At 73.6% G+C, this 19669-nt stretch carries 16 protein-coding genes; 8 read left to right on the top strand and 8 right to left on the bottom strand.

Features of this window, described 5'->3' with window-relative positions:
• Positions 1-15: 15 nt before the first annotated feature.
• On the bottom strand, positions 16-642 hold the full coding sequence (locus ASE27_RS08970) for a hypothetical protein (RefSeq protein ID WP_157257478.1): 627 nt from the start codon (positions 640-642) through the stop codon (positions 16-18).
• 59 nt (positions 643-701) lie between these two features.
• On the opposite strand from ASE27_RS08970, the gene ASE27_RS08965 reads away from it, so the two are divergent.
• Positions 702-1382, top strand: a complete 681-nt coding sequence (locus tag ASE27_RS08965) for a YbjN domain-containing protein (RefSeq protein ID WP_082608723.1) — start codon at positions 702-704, stop codon at positions 1380-1382.
• The gene (locus tag ASE27_RS08960) at positions 1379-1882 is read left to right on the top strand and encodes a YbjN domain-containing protein (protein ID WP_082608722.1); all 504 of its coding nucleotides are present in this window, start codon (positions 1379-1381) and stop codon (positions 1880-1882) included. The genes ASE27_RS08965 and ASE27_RS08960 overlap by 4 nt, the downstream gene beginning before the upstream one ends.
• Positions 1883-1963: 81 nt before the next feature.
• On the opposite strand, the gene miaB is transcribed toward ASE27_RS08960, so the two are convergent.
• Positions 1964-3637: a tRNA (N6-isopentenyl adenosine(37)-C2)-methylthiotransferase MiaB gene (miaB, locus tag ASE27_RS08955; protein WP_082608721.1), complete on the bottom strand. Its 1674-nt coding sequence runs from the start codon at positions 3635-3637 to the stop codon at positions 1964-1966.
• Between the two features lie 137 nt (positions 3638-3774).
• Between miaB and ASE27_RS08950 the strand changes: the two genes are divergently transcribed.
• The 4 genes from ASE27_RS08950 (at position 3775) to ASE27_RS08935 (ending at position 7398) form a co-directional block, all read left to right on the top strand.
• Positions 3775-4608 (top strand): amino acid ABC transporter ATP-binding protein, encoded by an 834-nt coding sequence (locus ASE27_RS08950; RefSeq protein ID WP_082608720.1) that lies wholly within the window; start codon positions 3775-3777, stop codon positions 4606-4608.
• Between the two features lie 211 nt (positions 4609-4819).
• Entirely contained in the window at positions 4820-5683 is an 864-nt protein-coding gene (locus ASE27_RS08945; RefSeq protein ID WP_056648785.1) for a glutamate ABC transporter substrate-binding protein, read from the top strand.
• A gap of 120 nt (positions 5684-5803) precedes the next feature.
• The gene (locus ASE27_RS08940) at positions 5804-6493 is read left to right on the top strand and encodes an amino acid ABC transporter permease (protein ID WP_030150550.1); all 690 of its coding nucleotides are present in this window, start codon (positions 5804-5806) and stop codon (positions 6491-6493) included.
• Entirely contained in the window at positions 6490-7398 is a 909-nt protein-coding gene (locus tag ASE27_RS08935; protein ID WP_056648784.1) for an amino acid ABC transporter permease, read from the top strand. Before ASE27_RS08940 ends, ASE27_RS08935 begins: the two co-directional genes overlap by 4 nt.
• A gap of 129 nt (positions 7399-7527) precedes the next feature.
• On the opposite strand, the gene ASE27_RS21170 is transcribed toward ASE27_RS08935, so the two are convergent.
• The 5 genes from ASE27_RS21170 to ASE27_RS08910 form a co-directional block, all read right to left on the bottom strand.
• On the bottom strand, positions 7528-8403 hold the full coding sequence (locus ASE27_RS21170; RefSeq protein WP_082608719.1) for a regulatory protein RecX: 876 nt from the start codon (positions 8401-8403) through the stop codon (positions 7528-7530).
• 23 nt (positions 8404-8426) lie between these two features.
• Positions 8427-9515, bottom strand: a complete 1089-nt coding sequence (gene recA / locus ASE27_RS08925; RefSeq protein ID WP_056648782.1) for a recombinase RecA — start codon at positions 9513-9515, stop codon at positions 8427-8429.
• 319 nt (positions 9516-9834) lie between these two features.
• The gene (locus ASE27_RS08920) at positions 9835-10701 is read right to left on the bottom strand and encodes an MBL fold metallo-hydrolase (RefSeq protein ID WP_056648780.1); all 867 of its coding nucleotides are present in this window, start codon (positions 10699-10701) and stop codon (positions 9835-9837) included.
• On the bottom strand, positions 10698-12911 hold the full coding sequence (locus ASE27_RS08915) for a phage holin family protein (RefSeq protein WP_056648778.1): 2214 nt from the start codon (positions 12909-12911) through the stop codon (positions 10698-10700). Before ASE27_RS08915 ends, ASE27_RS08920 begins: the two co-directional genes overlap by 4 nt.
• An 88-nt stretch (positions 12912-12999) precedes the next feature.
• Positions 13000-13233, bottom strand: coding sequence for a DUF3046 domain-containing protein (locus tag ASE27_RS08910; protein WP_056649031.1), 234 nt, complete (start codon positions 13231-13233; stop codon positions 13000-13002).
• An 89-nt stretch (positions 13234-13322) separates the two neighbouring features.
• On the opposite strand from ASE27_RS08910, the gene ASE27_RS08905 reads away from it, so the two are divergent.
• Together ASE27_RS08905 and ASE27_RS08900 are read left to right on the top strand one after the other, a co-directional pair.
• On the top strand, positions 13323-18392 hold the full coding sequence (locus ASE27_RS08905; RefSeq protein ID WP_056648776.1) for a DEAD/DEAH box helicase: 5070 nt from the start codon (positions 13323-13325) through the stop codon (positions 18390-18392).
• A gap of 18 nt (positions 18393-18410) precedes the next feature.
• Positions 18411-19256: a DNA-formamidopyrimidine glycosylase family protein gene (locus ASE27_RS08900; RefSeq protein ID WP_056648774.1), complete on the top strand. Its 846-nt coding sequence runs from the start codon at positions 18411-18413 to the stop codon at positions 19254-19256.
• A 7-nt stretch (positions 19257-19263) separates the two neighbouring features.
• Here the strand turns inward: ASE27_RS08900 and ASE27_RS08895 are convergent, their stop codons facing one another.
• On the bottom strand, positions 19264-19611 hold the full coding sequence (locus tag ASE27_RS08895; protein WP_056648772.1) for a helix-turn-helix domain-containing protein: 348 nt from the start codon (positions 19609-19611) through the stop codon (positions 19264-19266).
• Between the last annotated feature and the right edge of the window lie 58 nt (positions 19612-19669).

Genomic DNA, 19669 nt, shown 5'->3' with positions numbered 1-19669 from the left:
CGGCCGGTCGGCGACTCACCGACCGGCCGGGGCGCCGACGAACCTCACGACCTCGTACGTGCGGTGCTCGTACTCCCCCACCGACCGCTCGACGACCTCCTCGAACGCGTCGCCCAGGGCGCCGAGCACCTCGCGCTCGACCTCTCGGGCCACGCCGTGCGAGTCCGCCGCCGGGCCGCCCGCGCGAGCGGCGGCGTCGGGCGAGGTGCTCGTCACCACCACGAGGCCCGCACCGGGCTCCTGCGCAAGCGCACGCACCAGGCGGCCGGCCTCGCCCGCAGGTCGGCCGGCCTCGAGCTCGACGACCTCGACCGGTCCGTCCCACCCGGCGGCCGCGAGCGCCAGCAGCCCGACCGACCCGGCGAGCCCGGCGGCGGGCAGCCCCTGCGTACCCGGGGCGGGCGCCCACCCCCACCAGCGCGGCTCGACGCCGACCGCCTCGAGCGCCGGACGCAGGACGCCGTGACGGCCCGCCGTCCCGCGGGCCGCGACGACCACCACGACCACCCGGTCCACGTGCGCTGCGAGGTCCTGGAGCGCACCGAGCACGTGGGCACGCGTGTCCGCGAGCACCACGGCGCTCCCGGCGACACCGGGGACGAGGAGGGGGGTTCCAGGCAGGGCGACGGCACGGACGATCACGCGCGCCACGCTACCCCGCGGGCAGGACGATCCGCGCCGGGCGCAGGTAGGGTGGGCCCATGAGGTTCTTCGGCGGCAGACGGGGACACCATTCCGGGCGAGGGGACCGTCCCGAGCCGGGCGACCGGTCGGGACAGGGCGGCGCGGACGGACAGGGCGGCGACAGCGGCCCGGACGAGGGCGCCCCCGCAGGACCTGACGGCACGGCCGCACCGTCGCTCGACGACGCGGCGCTCCACGCCTCGGTCGAGAGCCTCCTGCTCCGTGAGCTCGGCGGGACCATGATCGCCGACATCGACCACGACCAGATCCCCACCCCCCTGCGACGCGGGCGCGTGCTCGAGTGGATCGCCGACTCCGGGTACAGCTACTTCATCGACGCCGAGGACGACGTCGGCGGGCTGTGGCACGGGCGGCTCTTCTACTTCCTGCTCTTCGGCACGCACCAGGAGATCCTGCAGGTGCGCGGCCAGTGGAACAGGGACATCACGATCGAGCGCCTCGAGGAGATCCTCGAGTTCTGCAACGAGTGGAACGCCGACCGCATCTGGCCCAAGGCCTACACGCGCGTGCGCGACAACGGCATGGTCCACGTCTTCACCGAGGTCACGGTGGACCTGGAGCACGGCGTCAACGACGACCAGCTCGACCAGCTGCTCCAGTGCGGCCTGTCGACCGGGTCCATGTTCTTCGACGCGCTCGACGAGTTCTACCCGGACCCTGCGAGGTCGGCACCATGAGCCCCACCCCCCGCACCAGCTGGCTCGCTCGCCTGTTCGGCAACCACCGGCCCAAGCCCGTGGACGACGTGCCGATCGACGTCGAGCTCCCCACCCCCCTGTCGACACGACGCATCGGCGACTACCTCTCGCGGCGCGGCTACCACTTCCGCATCGACGACGACGGCGACGTCACCGGGACCTGGGACGGCAACCGGTTCTGGTTCCTGCTGCTCGGCGAGCACCAGGAGATCCTCCAGGTCCGCGGTCGCTGGTCCACGACCCTGCCTGTCACCTCACGCCTCGCCGTGCTCCAGGCAGTCAACGACTGGAACCGCGAACGCATCTGGCCCAAGGTCTACGTCCGCGAGGAGAGCCAGGGGCTGGCGCTGTACGCCGAGGTCTCGGTCGACCTCGAACGAGGAGCGACCGACGACCAGCTCGGTCAGGTCGTCTCGTGCGGGCTCGGGACCGCGGTCCAGCTGTTCAACACGATCGGCGGTCAGCTCCCGCCGGTCTGAGGCGGTCTCCGGCGGGGCGCGGGGTCCTGAGGCGTGGACCTTCGCGTGCGGGCCCGTCCGACGACGAGCCCGCACACCTGCTCAGGGACGTCGCAGGCTCGGCAGTCCCAGGCTGACCGGGCCACCGGCGGCAGGCGCCCCGTGCGAGTGCCCGTGGTCGTCGCCGCCCCCCAGGCGCGTCTTCTCGCGCGCGACCCAGGCGTCGCCCGAGCGCGTGCGGCGCACCGAGTACGTGCCGGTCCCACCGATGCCCGTGGCCCCGGCGACGGCCGAGTCGGCGACCAGGTGGTACGGAGCCGACCGGGTGACCTCGACGGTCACCATGTCCCCGGGTCGGGGCAGGCGCGGGTCCAGGTCGTCGGCCAGGCGCGGGTCGTCGGCCAGGACGTCGCCGTCCGCACGACCGGCCATGAGGGTCACGACGTCGTCGGGCACGGCCAGGTGCACCAGACGGTTGTCCGCCGCACGGCCGGTCAGGCGGTGCGTCGCGCCGTCCTTGCGGCCCGACCCCTCGGTCACGAGCACCTCGACCGTGCGCCCGACCTGGCGTGCGGACTCCTCGGCGCTGACCCGGTCCTGGAGCGCCTGGAGCCGTTCGTAGCGCTCCTGGACGACCTCCTTGGGCAGCTGGTCCGGCAACGTCGCGGCCGGGGTCCCCGGTCGCTGGGAGTACTGGAACGTGAAGGCCGACGAGAACCGGGAGGCCTCGACGACGCGCAGCGTCTCGGCGAAGTCCTCCTCGGTCTCGCCCGGGAAGCCCACGATGAGGTCGGTCGTGATCGACGCGTCGGGCATGGCCTCGCGCACGCGGTCGAGGATCCCCAGGAACTTCTCCGACCGGTAGGAGCGGCGCATGGCCCGCAGGATGCGGTCCGACCCGGCCTGGAGGGGCATGTGCAGCTGCGGCATGACGTTGGGAGTCTCGGCCATCGCCGCGATCACGTCGTCCGTGAAGGCCGCGGGGTGGGGGGACGTGAAGCGCACGCGCTCGAGGCCCTCGATCTCCCCGCACGCACGCAGCAGCTTGGCGAACGCCCCACGGTCGCCGAACTCGACGCCGTAGCTGTTGACGTTCTGGCCCAGCAGGGTCACCTCGATCGCGCCCTGGTCGACGAGCGCCTGGACCTCGGCCAGGACCTGCCCCGGGCGCCGGTCGCGCTCCTTGCCGCGCAGGTGCGGCACGATGCAGAACGTGCACGTGTTGTTGCACCCGACGCTGATCGACACCCAGCCGGCGTAGACCGACTCTCGCTTGGTGGGCAGCGTCGAGGGGAAGACCTGGAGGGACTCGGCGATCTCGACCTGTGCGGCCTCGTTGTGCCGGGCACGCTCGAGCAGGACGGGCAGGGCGTCGAGGTTGTGCGTGCCGAACACGACGTCGACCCAGGGGGCCTTCTCGACGATGCCGGACCGGTCCTTCTGCGCGAGGCAGCCCCCGACCGCGATCTGCATGCCGGGCCGCTTGGCCTTGATCGACGCGAGCTGCCCGAGGTTCCCGTACAGGCGCGTGGCCGCGTTCTCACGGACCGCGCACGTGTTGATGACGACGACGTCCGCGCGGTGTGCGGCCTCGTCGGCGGCCTCCGCGCGGGTGTAGCCGGCCTGCTCGAGCATGCCGGCCATGTGCTCGGAGTCGTGCACGTTCATCTGGCAACCCAGGGTGCGGACCATGTAGGTCCGCGGCGCGGCCGCCACGGGCGCGTCGGAGGGACCCGCTACGGGGCTGTCATCGGGGCGCAGGGCGGTGGAGAACATCACCGTCAAGGGTACGGCGCCGCGAGCGCCCGGCCGAAACGCTGGTTCTCCGGCCGCCGGGCATCTGTTGCCCTTCTGTTGCCGAACTGTTGCCGGAAACAGTGGCGTGCGCAACAAATCCCCCCTAGGTTCATGAAATGGACGCGCAACCGAACACCCCGAGCGACGCTGCCGATGCGTCGCCCACCACACCCCTGTCCGCGCCCGCCGGGGCGTCCCGTGACGACGAGCTCGGCGCCCCGCTCGTCGAGCTCCGCGGGGTGAACAAGCACTTCGGCGACCTCCACGTCCTCAAGGACGTGGACCTCACGGTGCGACGCGGAGAGGTGCTCGTCGTGATCGGCCCCTCGGGCTCGGGGAAGTCGACGCTGTGCCGGGCCATCAACCGGCTCGAGACGATCGACACGGGCGCCATCGTGATCGACGGCGAGCCTCTCCCCGAGGAGGGCAAGGCGCTCGCCCGGCTCCGGTCGGACGTCGGGATGGTCTTCCAGTCGTTCAACCTCTTCGCCCACAAGACGATCCTCGACAACGTGACGCTCGGCCCGCTCAAGGTCCGTCGCATGAAGTCCGCGGACGCCAAGAAGGAGGCGCTGGCCCTGCTGGACCGCGTCGGGATCGGGAACCAGGCCGACAAGATGCCGGCCCAGCTCTCGGGCGGGCAGCAGCAGCGCGTGGCGATCGCCCGGGCGCTGGCCATGCACCCCAAGGTCATGCTCTTCGACGAGCCCACCTCGGCGCTGGACCCCGAGATGATCAACGAGGTCCTCGACGTCATGGTCGCGCTGGCCAAGGAGGGCATGACCATGATCGTCGTGACCCACGAGATGGGCTTCGCGCGCAAGGCGGCGCACCGTGTCGTCTTCATGGCGGACGGGCAGATCGTCGAGGAGGCACCGCCCGAGGAGTTCTTCACGAACCCCCAGAGCCATCGCGCCCAGGACTTCCTGTCCAAGATCCTGACCCACTGACCGCACCGCAGCGACAGCACCAGCACCGACCCACCACCCCCGACCAGCACCTCCCCACGCAGCACAGCACGCCCCACGGATCCCGGCCTCGACGAAGAGCCCGGCGACCACCTGCAAGAACCGACAGCTCGACCGGCCACGAACCAGCCGGACGGAGCGGGTGACCACCAGGTCCCCCGTGACGGCTCGGCACGACGAAGGGGAAGACACCATGCGAGCACGTACCCGAACCGGAGGGCTCCTCGCCCTCACCGCGGCCACCGCCCTGATCCTCGGCGCCTGCAGCGGCGGCACCGACGACTCGGGCGGCGAGACCGACGCCGCGACGTCCGACGGCGGCGGCGAGAAGATCACCATCGGCATCAAGTTCGACCAGCCGGGTCTCGGCTTCAAGGAGGGCGACACGTACACGGGGTTCGACACGGACGTCGCCCGCTACGTCGCCGAGAAGCTGGGCTACTCGGAGGACCAGATCGAGTGGAAGGAAGCTCCGTCGGCCCAGCGCGAGACGCTGCTGAGCACCGACCAGGTCGACATGATCTTCGCGACCTACTCGATCACCGACAAGCGCAAGGAGACCGTCGCGTTCGCCGGTCCGTACTTCGTCGCCGGGCAGGACCTGCTCGTCGCCGAGGACAACACCGACATCAAGGGCCCCGAGGACCTCGAGGGCAAGAACCTCTGCTCGGTCACCGGGTCCACCTCGGCGCAGCGCATCAAGGACGAGTACGCGGCCGGGGTCCAGCTCCTCGAGCAGCCCGGCTACGCCGAGTGCGTCACGGCACTGCTCTCGGGTCAGGTCGACGCGGTCACCACCGACGACATCATCCTGGCCGGCCTCGCGGCGCAGCCCGCGAACAAGGGCAAGGTCAAGGTCGTCGGGGCGCCGTTCTCGACCGAGCGCTACGGCGTCGGGATCCCGCAGAGCAGCGACAAGTGCGAGGACATCAACGCCGCGATCACCGAGATGATCGAGGACGGGTCGTGGGAGGAGGCCATCACGACCAACACCGAGGGCACCGGGTACACCCCGAACGCCTCGGAGAACCCGCCGACGCCGGACGCCTGCGCCTGACAGGTCCGCTGCTGCGCCGGGTGAGCGCGTGCCCCCTGGGGCCGCGTTCGCCCGGCGCAGCACCCGTCCGGTCCGGTCTCGTGCGGCGTCCGCGCCGCACCTCGTGAAGGGTGACCCGTCGTGGGTGACTACCTCTCTCAGTTCTTGCGGCTCTTCGAGTCGTACGACGTCCTGGGCGCGTTCTGGGTCAATATCCAGCTCACGTTCTGGGCGGCGATCCTGGCGCTCGTCATCGGCACCGTGCTCGCGCTCATGCGGATCTCCCCGATCCCGAGCCTGCAGTGGGCCGGTGCCACGTACGTCACGCTGTTCCGCAACACGCCGTTGACGATCATCATGGTGTTCCTGACGCTCGGGGTCTGGGGCCAGCTCAAGATCCAGCTCGCCGACGACTTCCCGTCCAACTTCTTCCGCTTCGCGGTGCTGGGCCTCGCGGTCTACCACGCGGCGTTCGTGTGCGAGGCGATCCGCTCCGGGGTCAACACCGTGCCGATCGGACAGGCCGAGGCGGCCCGCGCGATCGGCCTCTCGTTCCTGCCGGCGGCACGGATCGTGATCCTCCCCCAGGCCTTCCGTGGCTCGGTGGCCCCGCTCGGCAACGTGCTCATCGCCCTCATCAAGAATTCGACCGTCGCCGCCGCGGCCGGCGTCGCGACGGAGACCTCCAGCCTCATGAAGACCATGATCGAGTTCGACTCCGACGTCATCATCGCGATCTTCCTGACGTTCGCGATCGGCTACGTGATCCTCGTGATCCCGGTCGGGCTCGCGACGACCGCGCTCTCGCGCCGTCTGGCGGTGAAGCGATGACCGCCCAGCAGCAGACGGTCCTGTTCGACGCCCCCGGGCCTCGAGGCCGGCGCACCATCCTGATCGGCAACGTCGTGGGGGCGATCGTGGTCGCGGGCATCGCGGCCTACGCCCTGGTGCTGCTGGGCCGCGAGGGCCAGCTCACCGCGGAGAAGTGGCAGCCGATCTTCACGGCCGACGCCTGGGAGAACTTCTACCTCCCGGGCCTGCTCGACACCCTGCGCGCGGCAGGCGTCGCGATCGTCGGGGCGATCGTGTTCGGTCTGCTCTTCGGCATCGGGCGCCTGTCGGCGGTCAAGGCCGTGCGCTGGCTCTCGGGCCTGGTCGTCGAGTTCTTCCGGGCCGTCCCGGTCCTGCTCATGATGATCTTCTTCTGGCTCTTCCTGGCCCAGCTCAAGGTGCCCGACGCACCGTTCATGGCGGTCGTGATCGCCCTGATCCTCTACAACGGGTCCGTGGTCGCCGAGCTGGTCCGCTCGGGGGTCTACGGGCTGCCCAAGGGGCAGGGTGAGGCGGCTCTGGCGGTCGGGCTCACGCGGGGCCAGTCGCTCCGGTCGGTCGAGGTGCCGCAGGCGCTCATCGCGATGCTCCCGGCGCTGGTCTCCCAGCTCGTCGTGGTCCTCAAGGACACCGCGCTCGGCTACATCATCACGTACACCGAGCTCCTCCAGGAGTCGCGTCGCCTCGGATCCGCCTACGGCAACATCCTGCAGTCGCTGCTGATCGCGGCGATCCTGTTCATCACGATCAACTACGTGCTCTCGAAGGTCGCCGAGATCCTGGCGCGCCGCCTGCGGGGTCGGACCGCCGGCCCGGTCCGGGCGGCGACGCCCGGGCTCGCGGTCGGGGCGCGCGGGGCGGCTCCGGTCGGCACGGCACCGGCCGCACCTCCTGCACCGAAGTGACCGGCACGTAGGTGTTCGGCTCGCTGCGGCCGTCCCGGGTCTCACGACCCGGGACGGCCGCTGCGTGTCCGTCGACCTCGACGTCCCGCGCGAGCGGAGTGCCCCGCGGCCCGACGGCGGGGCTCGTCGTCAGAGGTCGTCGAACCCGCCGTAGGGCTCGTCGTCCGCCTCCTCGCCCTCACGGGCGAGCTCTTCGCGGACCAGGGTGAGCGCGAGCCCCGGGCTGTAGCCCTTGCGGGCGAGCATTCCGACGACGCGTCGGGTGCGGACCTCACGGTCGAGGCCGGTGGTCCTGGCCAGGCGCCGCTGGACGAGCTCACGAGCCGCGTCGTGCTCGTCGTCGTCGTCGACCTGGTCGAGGGCGCCCGTCGCGGTCTCGTCGTCGATGCCCTTGCGCCGCAGCTCCTGTGCGATGGCCCGACGGGACAGGCCTCGCTCGCCGTGGCGGGTGCGGACGATCATCCCGGCGTACTCGGCGTCGTCGACCAGCCCGACCTCCTCGAAACGGTCGAGGATCGGTTCGAGGACCTCGGACGGGTATCCCTTGCGGGTCATGGCGTCCATGAGCTGACGGCGGCTCTTGGGGGCTGCCGTGAGCGTCCGGAGGATCGCTTCGCGGGCGTGCTCGGTGAGCTCGGCCCCGGCCAGGGCTCCCGACTCCACGCGGTCGGCGATCGTGGGACGCGGCTTGCGTTCCTTGCGTTCCCCCGAGTAGTCGCGGCGCCGGGTCGTGCTCGATCCTCGGCTCGCAGACCGCTCACCGAACCCGCTGCTGCCGAAGCTGCTGCTCTTGCCGGTGGCCCTACCACCGCCGAGGCCAGACGAGCCGAACCCGGACACCCCCTGCGTCGGCTTCCGTCGGCTCGGAGCGCTGCCGCTGCGGGCCACGGGCCCCCTCCGGTCCGGGGTGCCGCCCGCTGCCCCGGAGACGTCGCCCGCCGTGCCGGAGGCGCCGATGGGCGCGTCCCCCTCCTCACCGGGAAGGGGACGCGCCCACTCGGGCATCTGGTCCAGCGGGTCGTCGACGATCAGAGGACGGCCTTCTTGCCCTTACCGGCCGGGGCCGCCGCAGGGGTGACCGGAGCGACCGCGGGTACCTCGTCCGCGGGGGCGTCGACCTTGGCCCCGACGCCGAGCTTCTCCTTGATGCGCTTCTCGAGCTCGTTGGCGAGGTCCGGGTTGTCGCGCAGGAAGCTGCGTGCGTTCTCCTTGCCCTGGCCGAGCTGGTCCCCGCCGTAGGTGAACCAGGACCCGGACTTGCGCACGAAGCCGTGCTCGACGCCCATGTCGATCAGGCCGCCCTCGCGCGAGATGCCGACGCCGTACAGGATGTCGAACTCGGCCTGCTTGAAGGGCGGGGCCATCTTGTTCTTGACGACCTTGACACGCGTGCGGTTGCCGACCGCGTCCGTGCCCTCCTTGAGGGTCTCGATGCGGCGGATGTCCAGGCGGATCGAGGCGTAGAACTTCAGGGCCTTGCCACCGGTCGTGGTCTCGGGGGTCCCGAAGAAGACGCCGATCTTCTCGCGGAGCTGGTTGATGAAGATCGCGGTGGTGCCGGACTGGCTCAGGGCACCCGTGAGCTTGCGCAGCGCCTGGGACATGAGGCGCGCCTGGAGGCCGACGTGGCTGTCACCCATCTCGCCCTCGATCTCGGCCTTGGGCACGAGCGCCGCGACCGAGTCGATGACGATGATGTCGATGGCGCCCGAGCGGATCAGCATGTCCGTGATCTCGAGGGCCTGCTCGCCCGTGTCCGGCTGCGAGACGAGCAGCGCGTCGGTGTCGACGCCCAGCTTCTTCGCGTACTCGGGGTCCAGCGCGTGCTCGGCGTCGATGAACGCCGCGATGCCGCCCGCGCGCTGGGCGCTGGCCACGGCGTGGAGCGCGACGGTCGTCTTGCCGCTGGACTCGGGGCCGTAGATCTCCACGACACGGCCGCGCGGGAGGCCGCCGATGCCGAGCGCGATGTCCAGGGCGATCGACCCGGTGGGGATGACCTCGACCGGCGCGCGACCCTCGTCGCCGAGGCGCATCACCGATCCCTTGCCGAAGTTGCGGTCGATCTGTGCGAGGGCGGCTTCGAGCGCCTTCTCGCGGTCTGCGGGTGCGGGCATGTCGGTCACCTTTGCGTGCGGGGCACGGAACCGTGCCGAAGTATGTTCGAGGCCGAAGACCTCAGGAAGCCTGTGTCGTGTCCCGACGGTACGTGCCGCCACTGACACTCGTCGTCCCCCGTGCCCTGCCTGTGGATGACGGGCTGTCGGCGAGTGCTGTGCACAACTCTACCCGAACACCTGTTCGAGAGGCCGTCCTGTGCGGCGTGTCGTCGAGCACGCCCCGCGCGCCCGCCACACGCCCGTCGCGGCCCGCGACGCACCGGTCCCACGACTGGCACGAGCCTTCACCGCCCCGTCGCGGGCCCCGCCCACGCCCTCAGCCCTCCCACGACTCCCCCGGCCGCAGCACGACCGCCCGGGTCTCAGGAGCCCACCGGTGCACCGCGGCCGCGAACGCGTCCCCCGCGTGGTCCATCCAGCCGCGCGGCAGGTTCTGCCCGCCCGGCGCGTGCAGCGTCCCCCAGTGAACCGGGATCGCGAGCCGCACCCCGACCGCCGCGCACACGCGCGCCGCCTCGGCCGGTCCCAGGTGTCCGCCCGACAACCGCGGCCCCCAGCCCGCCACGGGCACCAGGGCGACGTCGACCGGCCCGCCCGCGAGCGCCGGCAGGTGCACCATGCCGGGGTAGGCCTCGGTGTCGCCGAGCGCCCAGAGGGTCCAGCCGCCCGACTGCACGAGGTGCCCCACCGCGGCGTTGGGTCGGTGCGGCATGGGCCGGTGCCCGTGCACCGCCGGGGTGAGGTGGACGCGGACGTGCGCTCCGACGTCGTGCCAGGAGCCGTGCTCCCCGGCCGCGCCCGGGACCCGGGGACGCCCCGGCACAGCACCCGCGAGCGGGTGCTCGTCGTGCTCGGAGCCGGTGCCGAGCCCCACCCCGGTGAGCCCCTTGGAACGCAGCCAGCGCGCGTTGGCGGGGGCGGTCAGGACCGGCACGTCCCCCAGCAGCCGCAGAGACCCCAGCTCGGCGTGGTCGTGGTGCAGGTGCGAGAGCAGGACCGCGTCGGCGTCCCGCCAGACCTCGGCGGGCCGCACTCCGCGTCGCCGCAGCAGCCCGGCGTGCCGCTTCAGCAGGGGGTCGGTGACGATCCGCACGCGGCCGTCGGGCGTCGCGACGTCGAGCACCGCGCTCGAGTGGCCGAGCCACGTGACCCTCAGCCCGGGGGCCACCTGCTCCTCGGTCATGTCCGGACCCCCAGCTCCTCGAGCCAGCGCACGAGCTCGCGGTGCACCGCCTCGGCTCCCACCAGCATGCGCGTCCCGCCCACGTCCTCGCGCGCTCCGTCAAACACCCGCAGGCTCGCGGGGTGCAGCAGGATCGCCTCGTTCTGGGCACCGCCCAGCCCGCCGTGCGAGCCCACGAGCCCCTCGAACGCGTGGACCAGACCCGCGTCGTCGACGCTCGAGACCAGGAGGAGGTCGCTCGCGTGCTCGAGCGAGGCCGCCCGCAGGAGGTCGGGCGCCGCGCGCGGCCCGTACGCCGCGAGCGGGTCCTCGCCATGGACCTGACCCGAGACCAGGTGGCGGCTGCCCGCCGGGCCGTACGCGACGACGTCGGGCACCTCGCCCTCCGGGGGCCTGTTCTCCTGCACGACCACGACCCCCACGGCCTGGTTCGCGACCAGGCCTGGCACGAGCGCGGGCCAGCGCGCCCGGATCTCGTCGCCCACGAGCCGCTCCGGGGAGCGCGGGAACCACACGAGGCCGAGGTTCCCCGACCCGACGACGGCGACCTCGGGCAGCTCGCCCGCGTCCGCCGGCGCGGCGTCCCGGTCCGGACCGACCAGCACGCGCCCGCCCCGCTCGGCCCGCTCGTCGTGCTCGCCCGCCCCGCCCCGCCCTCCCCGGTCGCGGCCGAGCGCGTTGAGCGCGGTGTTGACCGCGCCCCACGCCTCGGAGTCGGCCCCCGCGGCGGACCGCACCCCGGACGCCCGACGGCGCCGCTCGCCCGGTGCGGGCCGGACCGCCATGAGCCGGCGCACTTCGTCCAGGAACGAGCGGCCCACGACCTGCTCGAACGTCGCGCCGAGCGACTGCCCGTGGTCGGACAGCACCACGACCTCGTAGCGGCGGGGCGCGACCTCGGCGACCTGCTCGAGCAGCCCGACCACCCGGTCCAGCCCCTCGAGCGCCCGCATCGCCTCTGGCCGCAGCGGGCCCGCGTGGTGCGCGATCTCGTCGTAGTCGACGAGGTCCACGAACACCACGGGTGCTCCGCGCACGAGCTGCTCGGCGACGAGCGAGGTGTTGAGGTCGCGCAGCACCACGTTGGAGACCGCACGCAGCACGGGGTAGGCCCCCAGGCGCGAGACGCGGGGCTCCACGTCCCGCACCGCCTGCTGCCACCCCTGGTAGAGCTCCTTGAAGAACTCGCCCACGGTGCCCACGAGCGCCCGGACCAGCACGAACGGGCTCGAGAAGAAGTGGACGAACACCTGCCCGGGCCCCAGGCCCGCGCGGGCGCGGCTCATGACGAGCAGGTTCGTCCCGGCGTCTCCCGAGAACATCGTCGAGACCGCGACCCCACCGCCCGCGAGCAGGCCGCGGCCGTCGCTCATGAGGGCCTCGACCCGCGCCGCGTCGGCGGGGTGGTTGGTCACCACGAGCCGACCCTGCTCGCGGTCCCACCACCGGAACGCGGGCACGTGCTCGCTCGTGCCGTGCAGGAGCCCGGCCTGGCTCGCGGGCGTGGTCGACGGGACGCGCGCCCACCACGTCTCGAGGTCGTGCGTCCCGGCGCTGATCCACCGTGCGAGGTTCGGCGCCAGTCCGGCCTGGACGGCGTGGTCGAACGTCGAGCGCGCGACGCCGTCGAGCTGGACGACCAGGAGGCCCGCGGGACGGGAGCCGGGGACGGGGGCCGGCGGGCTGTCCGACAGGTCAGCAGCGCCCGGCGGCCCGGTCGGGCCGCCGGCCTTGCTCCCTCCCCCGCCCGACGACGCCCGCGCGGCCCGGCGGGCGGCCGTGCGCTGCGCCCGGCGGGCACGCCGCAGCAGGTTGTCGATCACGTAGTCGTTGTCGCTCGCGCCGATCGCCCAGCGGCCGATCGCCATGAAGAACGCCGCCAGGACGAGCACCGCCACGACGCTGCCCCAGTCGTCGGTCTCGAACCCCGGCAGGTACGTGAGCGCGAGCCACGCCACGAGCACCTGGCCCGCGAGCCCCGAGACCAGCGCCCCGACGACGCCCGCGCGCCCGGCGACGACACGCCACAGGGGCCGAAGGACCGCGTCGCCGACCCCGACGACGAGCGCCGCGAGGAAGACCGACCACCACGACGTGATCCGCACGCCCGGGACGATCCAGATCGCGAGCCCCAGCCCGGCGGTCGTCGACGCGAGGGACCAGAGGGCTCCCGTCAGGTCGTGCAGCGAGAACGGGAGCCGATGCCTCATGCGGCCATGATGCCGCGCACGACGGGCGGGCGCGCGGGCGGCGCCTGGCGGTTCGCGGCTGCACACCCGCCCACCCGGCGACGAGCGCCTACCGCGCGGGCGGCGCCTGGCGGTTCGCGTCCTTGCCCCACCGCTGCGCGTCCGGCACCTCCAACGCGTCGCACAACGCGTGCCACACGTAGCGCGGCTCGACGCCGTCCTCGAGGGCCTGGACCGCGGTGCGGTCGTCCAGGGCGTTGAGCACCTGGTCCCTGGTCAGGGCGCGACCGTAGGCCGATCCGAAGACCTCGTCCACCAGCTGCCAGAACTCTCGATACCGCACGGGGACAGCCTGCCACGTCTCAGGGGGCACGTCCGACGCGGCTCCACCGGCAGGGAGCGGTTGTCGGTGGCAGCGCCCACAATGGCGAGGTGACGTCCCCCGACCCGCTCGCCGGCTTCAGCGCTCCGACCCGCGCATGGTTCGAGGGTGCGTTCGAGCGCCCCACGGCAGCGCAGGCGGGCGCCTGGGAGGCGATCGGCAGCGACCGGCACGCGCTGGTCGTGGCCCCGACCGGCTCGGGCAAGACCCTCGCGGCCTTCCTGTGGTCGCTCGACCGGCTGCTCACGCGTCCCGACGAGCAGCCACCGGGTGGCCTCGCGTCAGGGCCGGACGACGACCGTGCGCAGCGCTGCAAGGTCCTCTACGTCTCACCCCTCAAGGCGCTGGCCGCGGACGTCGAGCGCAACCTGCGCTCGCCGCTCGCGGGCATCCGGCAGGCCGCCGTGCGGCTCGGGACCACGGTCCCGGACGTCGTGGTCGGCACCCGCACGGGCGACACGCCCGCGAGCGAGCGGCGGCGCTTCGGCGTCGCTCCCCCGGACATCCTCATCACGACCCCCGAGTCGCTGTTCCTCGTCCTGACCTCGCAGGCGCGTGCGGGGCTGGCCGGCGTGCAGACCGTCATCATCGACGAGATCCACGCCGTGGCCGGGACCAAGCGTGGGGCGCACCTCGCGGTCTCGCTCGAGCGGCTCGACGCCCTGCTCCCGGTGCCCGCGCAGCGCGTGGGCCTCTCGGCCACTGTCCGACCGGTCGAGGCGGTCGCGACCTTCCTCGCGGGGCACCGCCGGCCGGACGACCAGGGACGCGAGGTCGTCGTCGTGCAGCCTCCCTCGGAGAAGAAGATCGAGGTCGACATCGTCGTCCCGGTCCCCGACCTCTCCGACCTGCGCAGCGCGCCAGGCCCCAGCAGGGCCACCGGGGCCGAGGACCTTGCGCCCCTGCCCGACGGCGAACCCGACCTCTCGGGCCCGGCCACGGCTCGCCCGCCGCGTCCGTCGGTGTGGCCGCACGTCGAGGAGCGCGTCGTGGACCTCGTGGCCGAGCACCGCTCGACGCTCGTCTTCACCAACTCCCGGCGCGGGGCCGAGCGGCTCACGGCCCGCATGAACGAGGTCTGGGCCGAGCGGCAGGGCGAGGACGTGCCGGACGTCGGGACGCTCCAGCCCGCGCAGGTCCTGGCCCAGTCGGGCGCGAGCGCGGGCACCGAGCCCGTGATCGCCCGGGCCCACCACGGCTCCATGAGCCGGGCCGAGCGCACCCGCACCGAGACCGAGCTCAAGGACGGGCGCCTGCCCGCGGTCGTCGCGACGTCCTCGCTCGAGCTGGGCATCGACATGGGCGCGGTGGACCTCGTGGTCCAGGTCGGGGCGCCGCCCTCGGTCGCGAGCGGGCTCCAGCGCATCGGGCGCGCGGGCCACCAGGTGGGTGCGGTGTCCCACGGTGTGGTGTTCCCGACCTTCCGGGGCGACCTGGTGCCCTCGGCGGTGATCGCGGACCGCATGCGCACCGGGCAGATCGAGCACCTGCACGTGCTCTCGAACCCGCTCGACGTCCTCGCGCAGCAGGTCGTGGCCATGGTCGCGCTCGACGACTGGACCGTCGCGGACCTCGCGGCCCTCGTGCGGCGCAGCGCGCCGTACGGCGCCCTGGGCGACGCGACGCTGCACGCCGTGCTGGACATGCTCGCGGGCCGCTACCCCAGCGAGGACTTCGGCGAGCTGCGCGCGCGGATCGTGTGGGACCGGACGTCGGGCCTGCTCAGCGGGCGCCCCGGCGCGCTGCGGCTCGCCGTCACGAGCGGCGGGACCATCCCGGACCGGGGTCTGTACGGCGTGTTCCTCGCGACGGACCCCTCCACGACCGCGGGCCCCGAGGACACCGCCGGGGTGCTCGGCGACGCGCCCGGCGGCGCCGCGACGGGTGCGCGGGCGCGGGGTGGTCGGCGGGTGGGCGAGCTCGACGAGGAGATGGTCTACGAGTCGCGCGTGGGCGACACGTTCACGCTCGGGTCGAGCACGTGGCGCATCGAGGACATCACCCCGGACCGCGTGCTGGTGACTCCCGCGCCGGGCGCGCCCGGGCGCCTGCCGTTCTGGAAGGGCGACTCGCCCGGTCGGCCCGCCGAGCTCGGCCGGGCCGTGGGTTCCTGGGTGCGCGAGCTCGAGTCGCTGGCCGCGACCGGCGGGCCGCTCTCCGAACGCCTGCGCGACGCCGGGCTCGACGCCTGGGCGACCGACAACCTCGTCGCCTACCTCGCGGACCAGCGGGAGGCCACGGGCCGCGTGCCGGACGACCGGACCGTCGTCGTCGAACGCTTCCGCGACGAGCTGGGCGACTGGCGCGTCGTCATCCACTCGCCCTACGGGGCCAAGGTCCACGCGCCGTGGGCGCTCGTCCTGGGCGCTCGGCTGCGCGACCGCTACGGCCTGGACGCCGCGGCCATGCACTCGGACGACGGGATCGTGCTGCGGCTGCCGGACCTGGGCGACGGCGGCTGGGGCGACGAGCCCGGCGGCACGGCCGGACCGGGGGGCGCGGGCTCGCCCGTCGTGACGGCCGAGGACCTGCTCCTCGCCCCCGAGGAGGTCCTCGACGAGGTCCGTGCCGAGCTCGGCGGCTCCATCATGTTCGCCGCGCGATTCCGCGAGGCGGCGGCCCGCGCCCTGCTGCTCCCCCGGCGCCGCCCCGACAAGCGCCAGCCCCTGTGGCAGCAGCGGCAGCGCTCGGCCCAGCTGCTCTCGGTCGCGAGCGAGTACCCCGAGTTCCCGATCGTCCTGGAGGCCGCGCGCGAGTGCCTCCAGGACGACTTCGACGTCGCCGCGCTGACCGAGCTCATGCGGGACCTGGCCGCGGGCAGGGTCCGGCTGGTCGACGTCACGACCCCGACCCCGTCCCCCTTCGCCCAGTCGCTCCTGTTCGGGTACACGGCCCAGTTCCTGTACGACGGCGACGCTCCCCTCGCCGAGCGCCGCGCGGCCGCGCTCTCGCTCGACCCCACGCTCCTGGCCGAGCTGCTCGGCACCGAGGGCGGGGCCTCGCAGCTCGCGGACCTGCTGGACCCTGAGTCGGTCGAGCGGACCGAGGCCGAGCTCGGCGCCCTGGTGCCGAGCCGCCAGGCGCGGCACGCGGAGGACGTGTGGGACCTGCTGCGCAGGCTCGGCCCGCTCCCGGCCGCGGAGGTCGCGCGCCGCACGCGCGAGGAGGTGCGCGAGGAGGTGCCCGCCTGGCTCACGGGCCTCGAAGGGGCGCGCCGGGTGATCCAGGTGCGTCTGGCCGGCGTGCCCGACGCCGTCGCGCAGCAGTGGGCCGTGGTCGAGGATGCCGGGCGGCTGCGGGACGCGCTGGGGGTCGCCCTGCCCACCGGCATCCCCGAGGTCTTCACCGAGCCGGTCCCCGACCCGCTGGGCGACCTCGTGCGGCGCCACGCCCGCACGCACGGACCGTTCGGGGCGCACGAGGTCGCGTCGCGCTTCGGGATCGGCGTCGCGGTCGCCACGGGGGTCCTGCGGCGGCTCGAGGCCGCCCGGGTGCTCGTGTGCGGCCGCCTGCGCCCCGAGTCCCTCGGCGGGACGGGTGAGGAGTGGTGCGACGCCGAGGTCCTGCGCACCCTGCGCCGTCGGTCGCTCGCCGCGCTGCGGGCCGAGGTCGAGCCCGTCGCCCCCGAGGCCCTGGGCGTGTTCCTCCCGCGCTGGCACGGGATCGGCACGCTGCGGGGCACCGACGGGCTGCTGCGGGTCGTCGAGCAGCTCTCGGGGGCTGCGGTCCCCGCCTCGGCGCTCGAGACGCTCGTGCTGCCCGCACGCGTGATCGACTACTCGCCCGCTCTGCTCGACGAGCTGACCACCACGGGCGAGGTCCTGTGGTGCGGGCACTCGTCGCTGCCCGGTGGCAAGGACGGGCTCGTGAGCCTGCACCTCGCCGACGCCGCACCGCTCACCCTTCCCGAGGTGACGCCCCTCGAGGAGGACGGCCCGCTCGACAGCGACCTGCACCGGGCGGTCGTCGACCTGCTCACCGGCTCGGGGGGATTCTTCCTGCCCCGTATCGCCGAGCTCGCGGGCGCGTCCCAGGCGGCGACGCTGGAGGTGCTGTGGGACCTCGTGTGGGCGGGCTGGGTCACCAACGACGGGCTCGGGGCCCTGCGCAGCCGCCTCGGCCCGGGAGGCGGCGCGCACCGCGCACCGCGCGCCCCCGTCCGCGCCCGCCCCCTGTCGCGCGGCCGGTTCGCCTCGCTCGGGGCCGGCTCACCGGGCGCAGCGCGCGGTGAGTCCGACCTGCGCGGTGGCTCGGGCCGGTGGTCGGCGCTCCCCGCGCGCGAGCCCGACCCCACGCGGCGCACGCACGCCCTGACCCGGGTCCTGCTCGACCGTCACGGTGTGCTGACCCGCGGCGCGGCGCCCTCCGAGGGCGTGACGAACTACTTCCGAGGCGTCTACCGCGTCCTGTCGGAGCTCGAGACCACGGGCACCGTCCGGCGCGGCTACTTCGTCGAGCACCTGGGCGGCTCGCAGTTCGCGCTGCCGGGGGCCGTCGACCAGCTCCGCACCGACGCCCAGGACCGCGAGCACGCCGCGGAGTCGGCGGGCCGTCGCGAGCTCTCGGCGCTGCTGCTCGCCGCGACCGACCCGGCCAACCCCTACGGTGCTGCCCTGCCGTGGCCCGAGCCCCGGGTCCCTCACGAGCCGGGGGGTGGGGCGCCCGTCGGCCTCGGGGCGCGGGGCGGGGCCGCGGTAGGCGGCCGGTCGGAGGCGCGCACGTCGGCGACCGCGACCGTGGGGGCCGCGACCGCCCTCGCCGTCGTACCGGGCACCGAGCCCACCCGCGCCGTGGCGCGCGCGACCCACCGGCCGGGACGCAAGGTGGGCTCCGTCGTCGTGCTCGCGGGCGGCGACCTGGTCCTGTACGTCGAGCGCGGCGGTCGCTCCCTGATCTCGTTCGGCGACGACTCCGAGACCTCGGCGCGCCGCCTCGCGCTGGCGTGCGCCGAGCTCGCGCGCGCGTCGCGTGCCGGGCTGCTCGGCAAGATGGTCATCGGACGGATCGACGGGATCGACGCCCTCGCCGGAGCGGGCAGCACGGCGTCGCGCGCGTTCGGTGTGACTGCTGCCCTCATGGAGGCGGGCTTCCGTCCCACCCCGCGGGGCCTGCGCGCATGACCGGCCGAGGGGCTCCTGGTGCCTGAGGGCGACGTCGTCAAGGTCACGGCGCAACGCCTCGACGCGGCGCTGCGCGGACGGGCCGTGGAACGTGCCGAGCTGAGGTGGCCCAGCGCAGCGAGCATCGACCTCACGGGCCGGACCGTCGTCGAGGTCCGGCCGTACGCCAAGCACCTCCTGACCCGGTTCGACGACGGCACGACCCTGCACACGCACCTGCGGATGGAGGGACAGTGGCGCGTCGCCCGCACGGGCACGGTCGGAGCCGGCGCGCGCGGCACCGACGTCCGGGCGGTCCTCGCGAACGAGGTGTGGACCTGCGTCGCTGAACGGCTCGGCATGCTCGACGTGGTCCGCACCCGCGACGAGCACGTCCTGCTCGGGCACCTGGGCCCCGACGTCCTCGCGGACGACTTCCTCAGCTCCCCGGACTCCGGCGTCCTGCTCGCGCTCGCACGCCTGCGCGGCGCGGCAGCAGCAGGCGGCTTCCCGGCGCAGGCGACCGCGGGAGGCCCGACGGGCACCGGGTCCCGAGGGCTTCCCCTGGCCGACGCCCTGCTCGACCAGCGCGGGGTCGCCGGGCTCGGCACCATCTACACGGCCGAGAGCCTGTTCGCCCAGGGCCTGTGGCCGTGGACCCAGGTGTCCGACGTCTCCGACCGCGACCTGGAGGCGCTGCTGCGGACCGCGCGCGGCCAGATGCTCCGCAGCGTCGCGGAGGGGGTGGGCACGGTCCGGCGGCACGTCCACGGCAGAGCACGACGGGCGTGCCACCGATGTGGCACGCCCGTCGCTGTCGCCCGGGCGAACGAAGCGCCGTTCGAGCGACCGATCTTCTACTGTCCGAGCTGTCAGAAGCCCTGAGGCTCCGTCAGCCGACCGGCTGAAGGTCCTCGCGCATGCGCCGCGCGCTCTCTGCAGCCGCTCCCCGACCCATGAGCGTGACGGCGAAGTCTGCGGGGATCGTGTCCGGGATCATCAGACCCTCGGCCACGGCGACCCGGTCGCTGACCTCGCGCAGCACCAGCGACATGGGGATGTCGAGGGCCTCGCAGATGGAGCCCAGGAGCTCGGACGACGCTTCCTTCTGACCGCGCTCGACCTCGCTGAGGTACCCCAGGGAGACGCGTGCGGCCGAGGACACCTCTCGCAGGGTGCGGCCCTGTCGCTGGCGAGCGTCTCGCAGCACGTCCCCGATCTCTCGACGAAGAACAATCATCTGGCGGCCCCCTTCCGTGTCCCGTGCGACCGTCGGAGCCTGCCTGGCTCCGGTGGTG

The sequence above is a fragment of the Oerskovia sp. Root918 genome (genome assembly GCF_001428945.1).
Taxonomy (GTDB): domain Bacteria; phylum Actinomycetota; class Actinomycetes; order Actinomycetales; family Cellulomonadaceae; genus Oerskovia; species Oerskovia enterophila.
This window is presented reverse-complemented; position numbering and strand designations above follow the sequence as displayed.

Excerpts from the sequence above, each read along its gene's own strand:
- ASE27_RS08965 (WP_082608723.1), top strand. The coding sequence starts at position 702 with ATGAGGTTCTTCGGCGGCAGACGGGGACACCATTCCGGGCGAGGGGAC.
- ASE27_RS08960 (WP_082608722.1), top strand. The coding sequence starts at position 1,379 with ATGAGCCCCACCCCCCGCACCAGCTGGCTCGCTCGCCTGTTCGGCAAC.
- miaB (WP_082608721.1), bottom strand. The coding sequence starts at position 3,637 with ATGTTCTCCACCGCCCTGCGCCCCGATGACAGCCCCGTAGCGGGTCCC.
- ASE27_RS08950 (WP_082608720.1), top strand. The coding sequence starts at position 3,775 with ATGGACGCGCAACCGAACACCCCGAGCGACGCTGCCGATGCGTCGCCC.
- ASE27_RS08945 (WP_056648785.1), top strand. The coding sequence starts at position 4,820 with ATGCGAGCACGTACCCGAACCGGAGGGCTCCTCGCCCTCACCGCGGCC.
- ASE27_RS08935 (WP_056648784.1), top strand. The coding sequence starts at position 6,490 with ATGACCGCCCAGCAGCAGACGGTCCTGTTCGACGCCCCCGGGCCTCGA.
- ASE27_RS21170 (WP_082608719.1), bottom strand. The coding sequence starts at position 8,403 with ATGCCCGAGTGGGCGCGTCCCCTTCCCGGTGAGGAGGGGGACGCGCCC.
- recA (WP_056648782.1), bottom strand. The coding sequence starts at position 9,515 with ATGCCCGCACCCGCAGACCGCGAGAAGGCGCTCGAAGCCGCCCTCGCA.
- ASE27_RS08920 (WP_056648780.1), bottom strand. The coding sequence starts at position 10,701 with ATGACCGAGGAGCAGGTGGCCCCCGGGCTGAGGGTCACGTGGCTCGGC.
- ASE27_RS08915 (WP_056648778.1), bottom strand. The coding sequence starts at position 12,911 with ATGAGGCATCGGCTCCCGTTCTCGCTGCACGACCTGACGGGAGCCCTC.
- ASE27_RS08895 (WP_056648772.1), bottom strand. The coding sequence starts at position 19,611 with ATGATTGTTCTTCGTCGAGAGATCGGGGACGTGCTGCGAGACGCTCGC.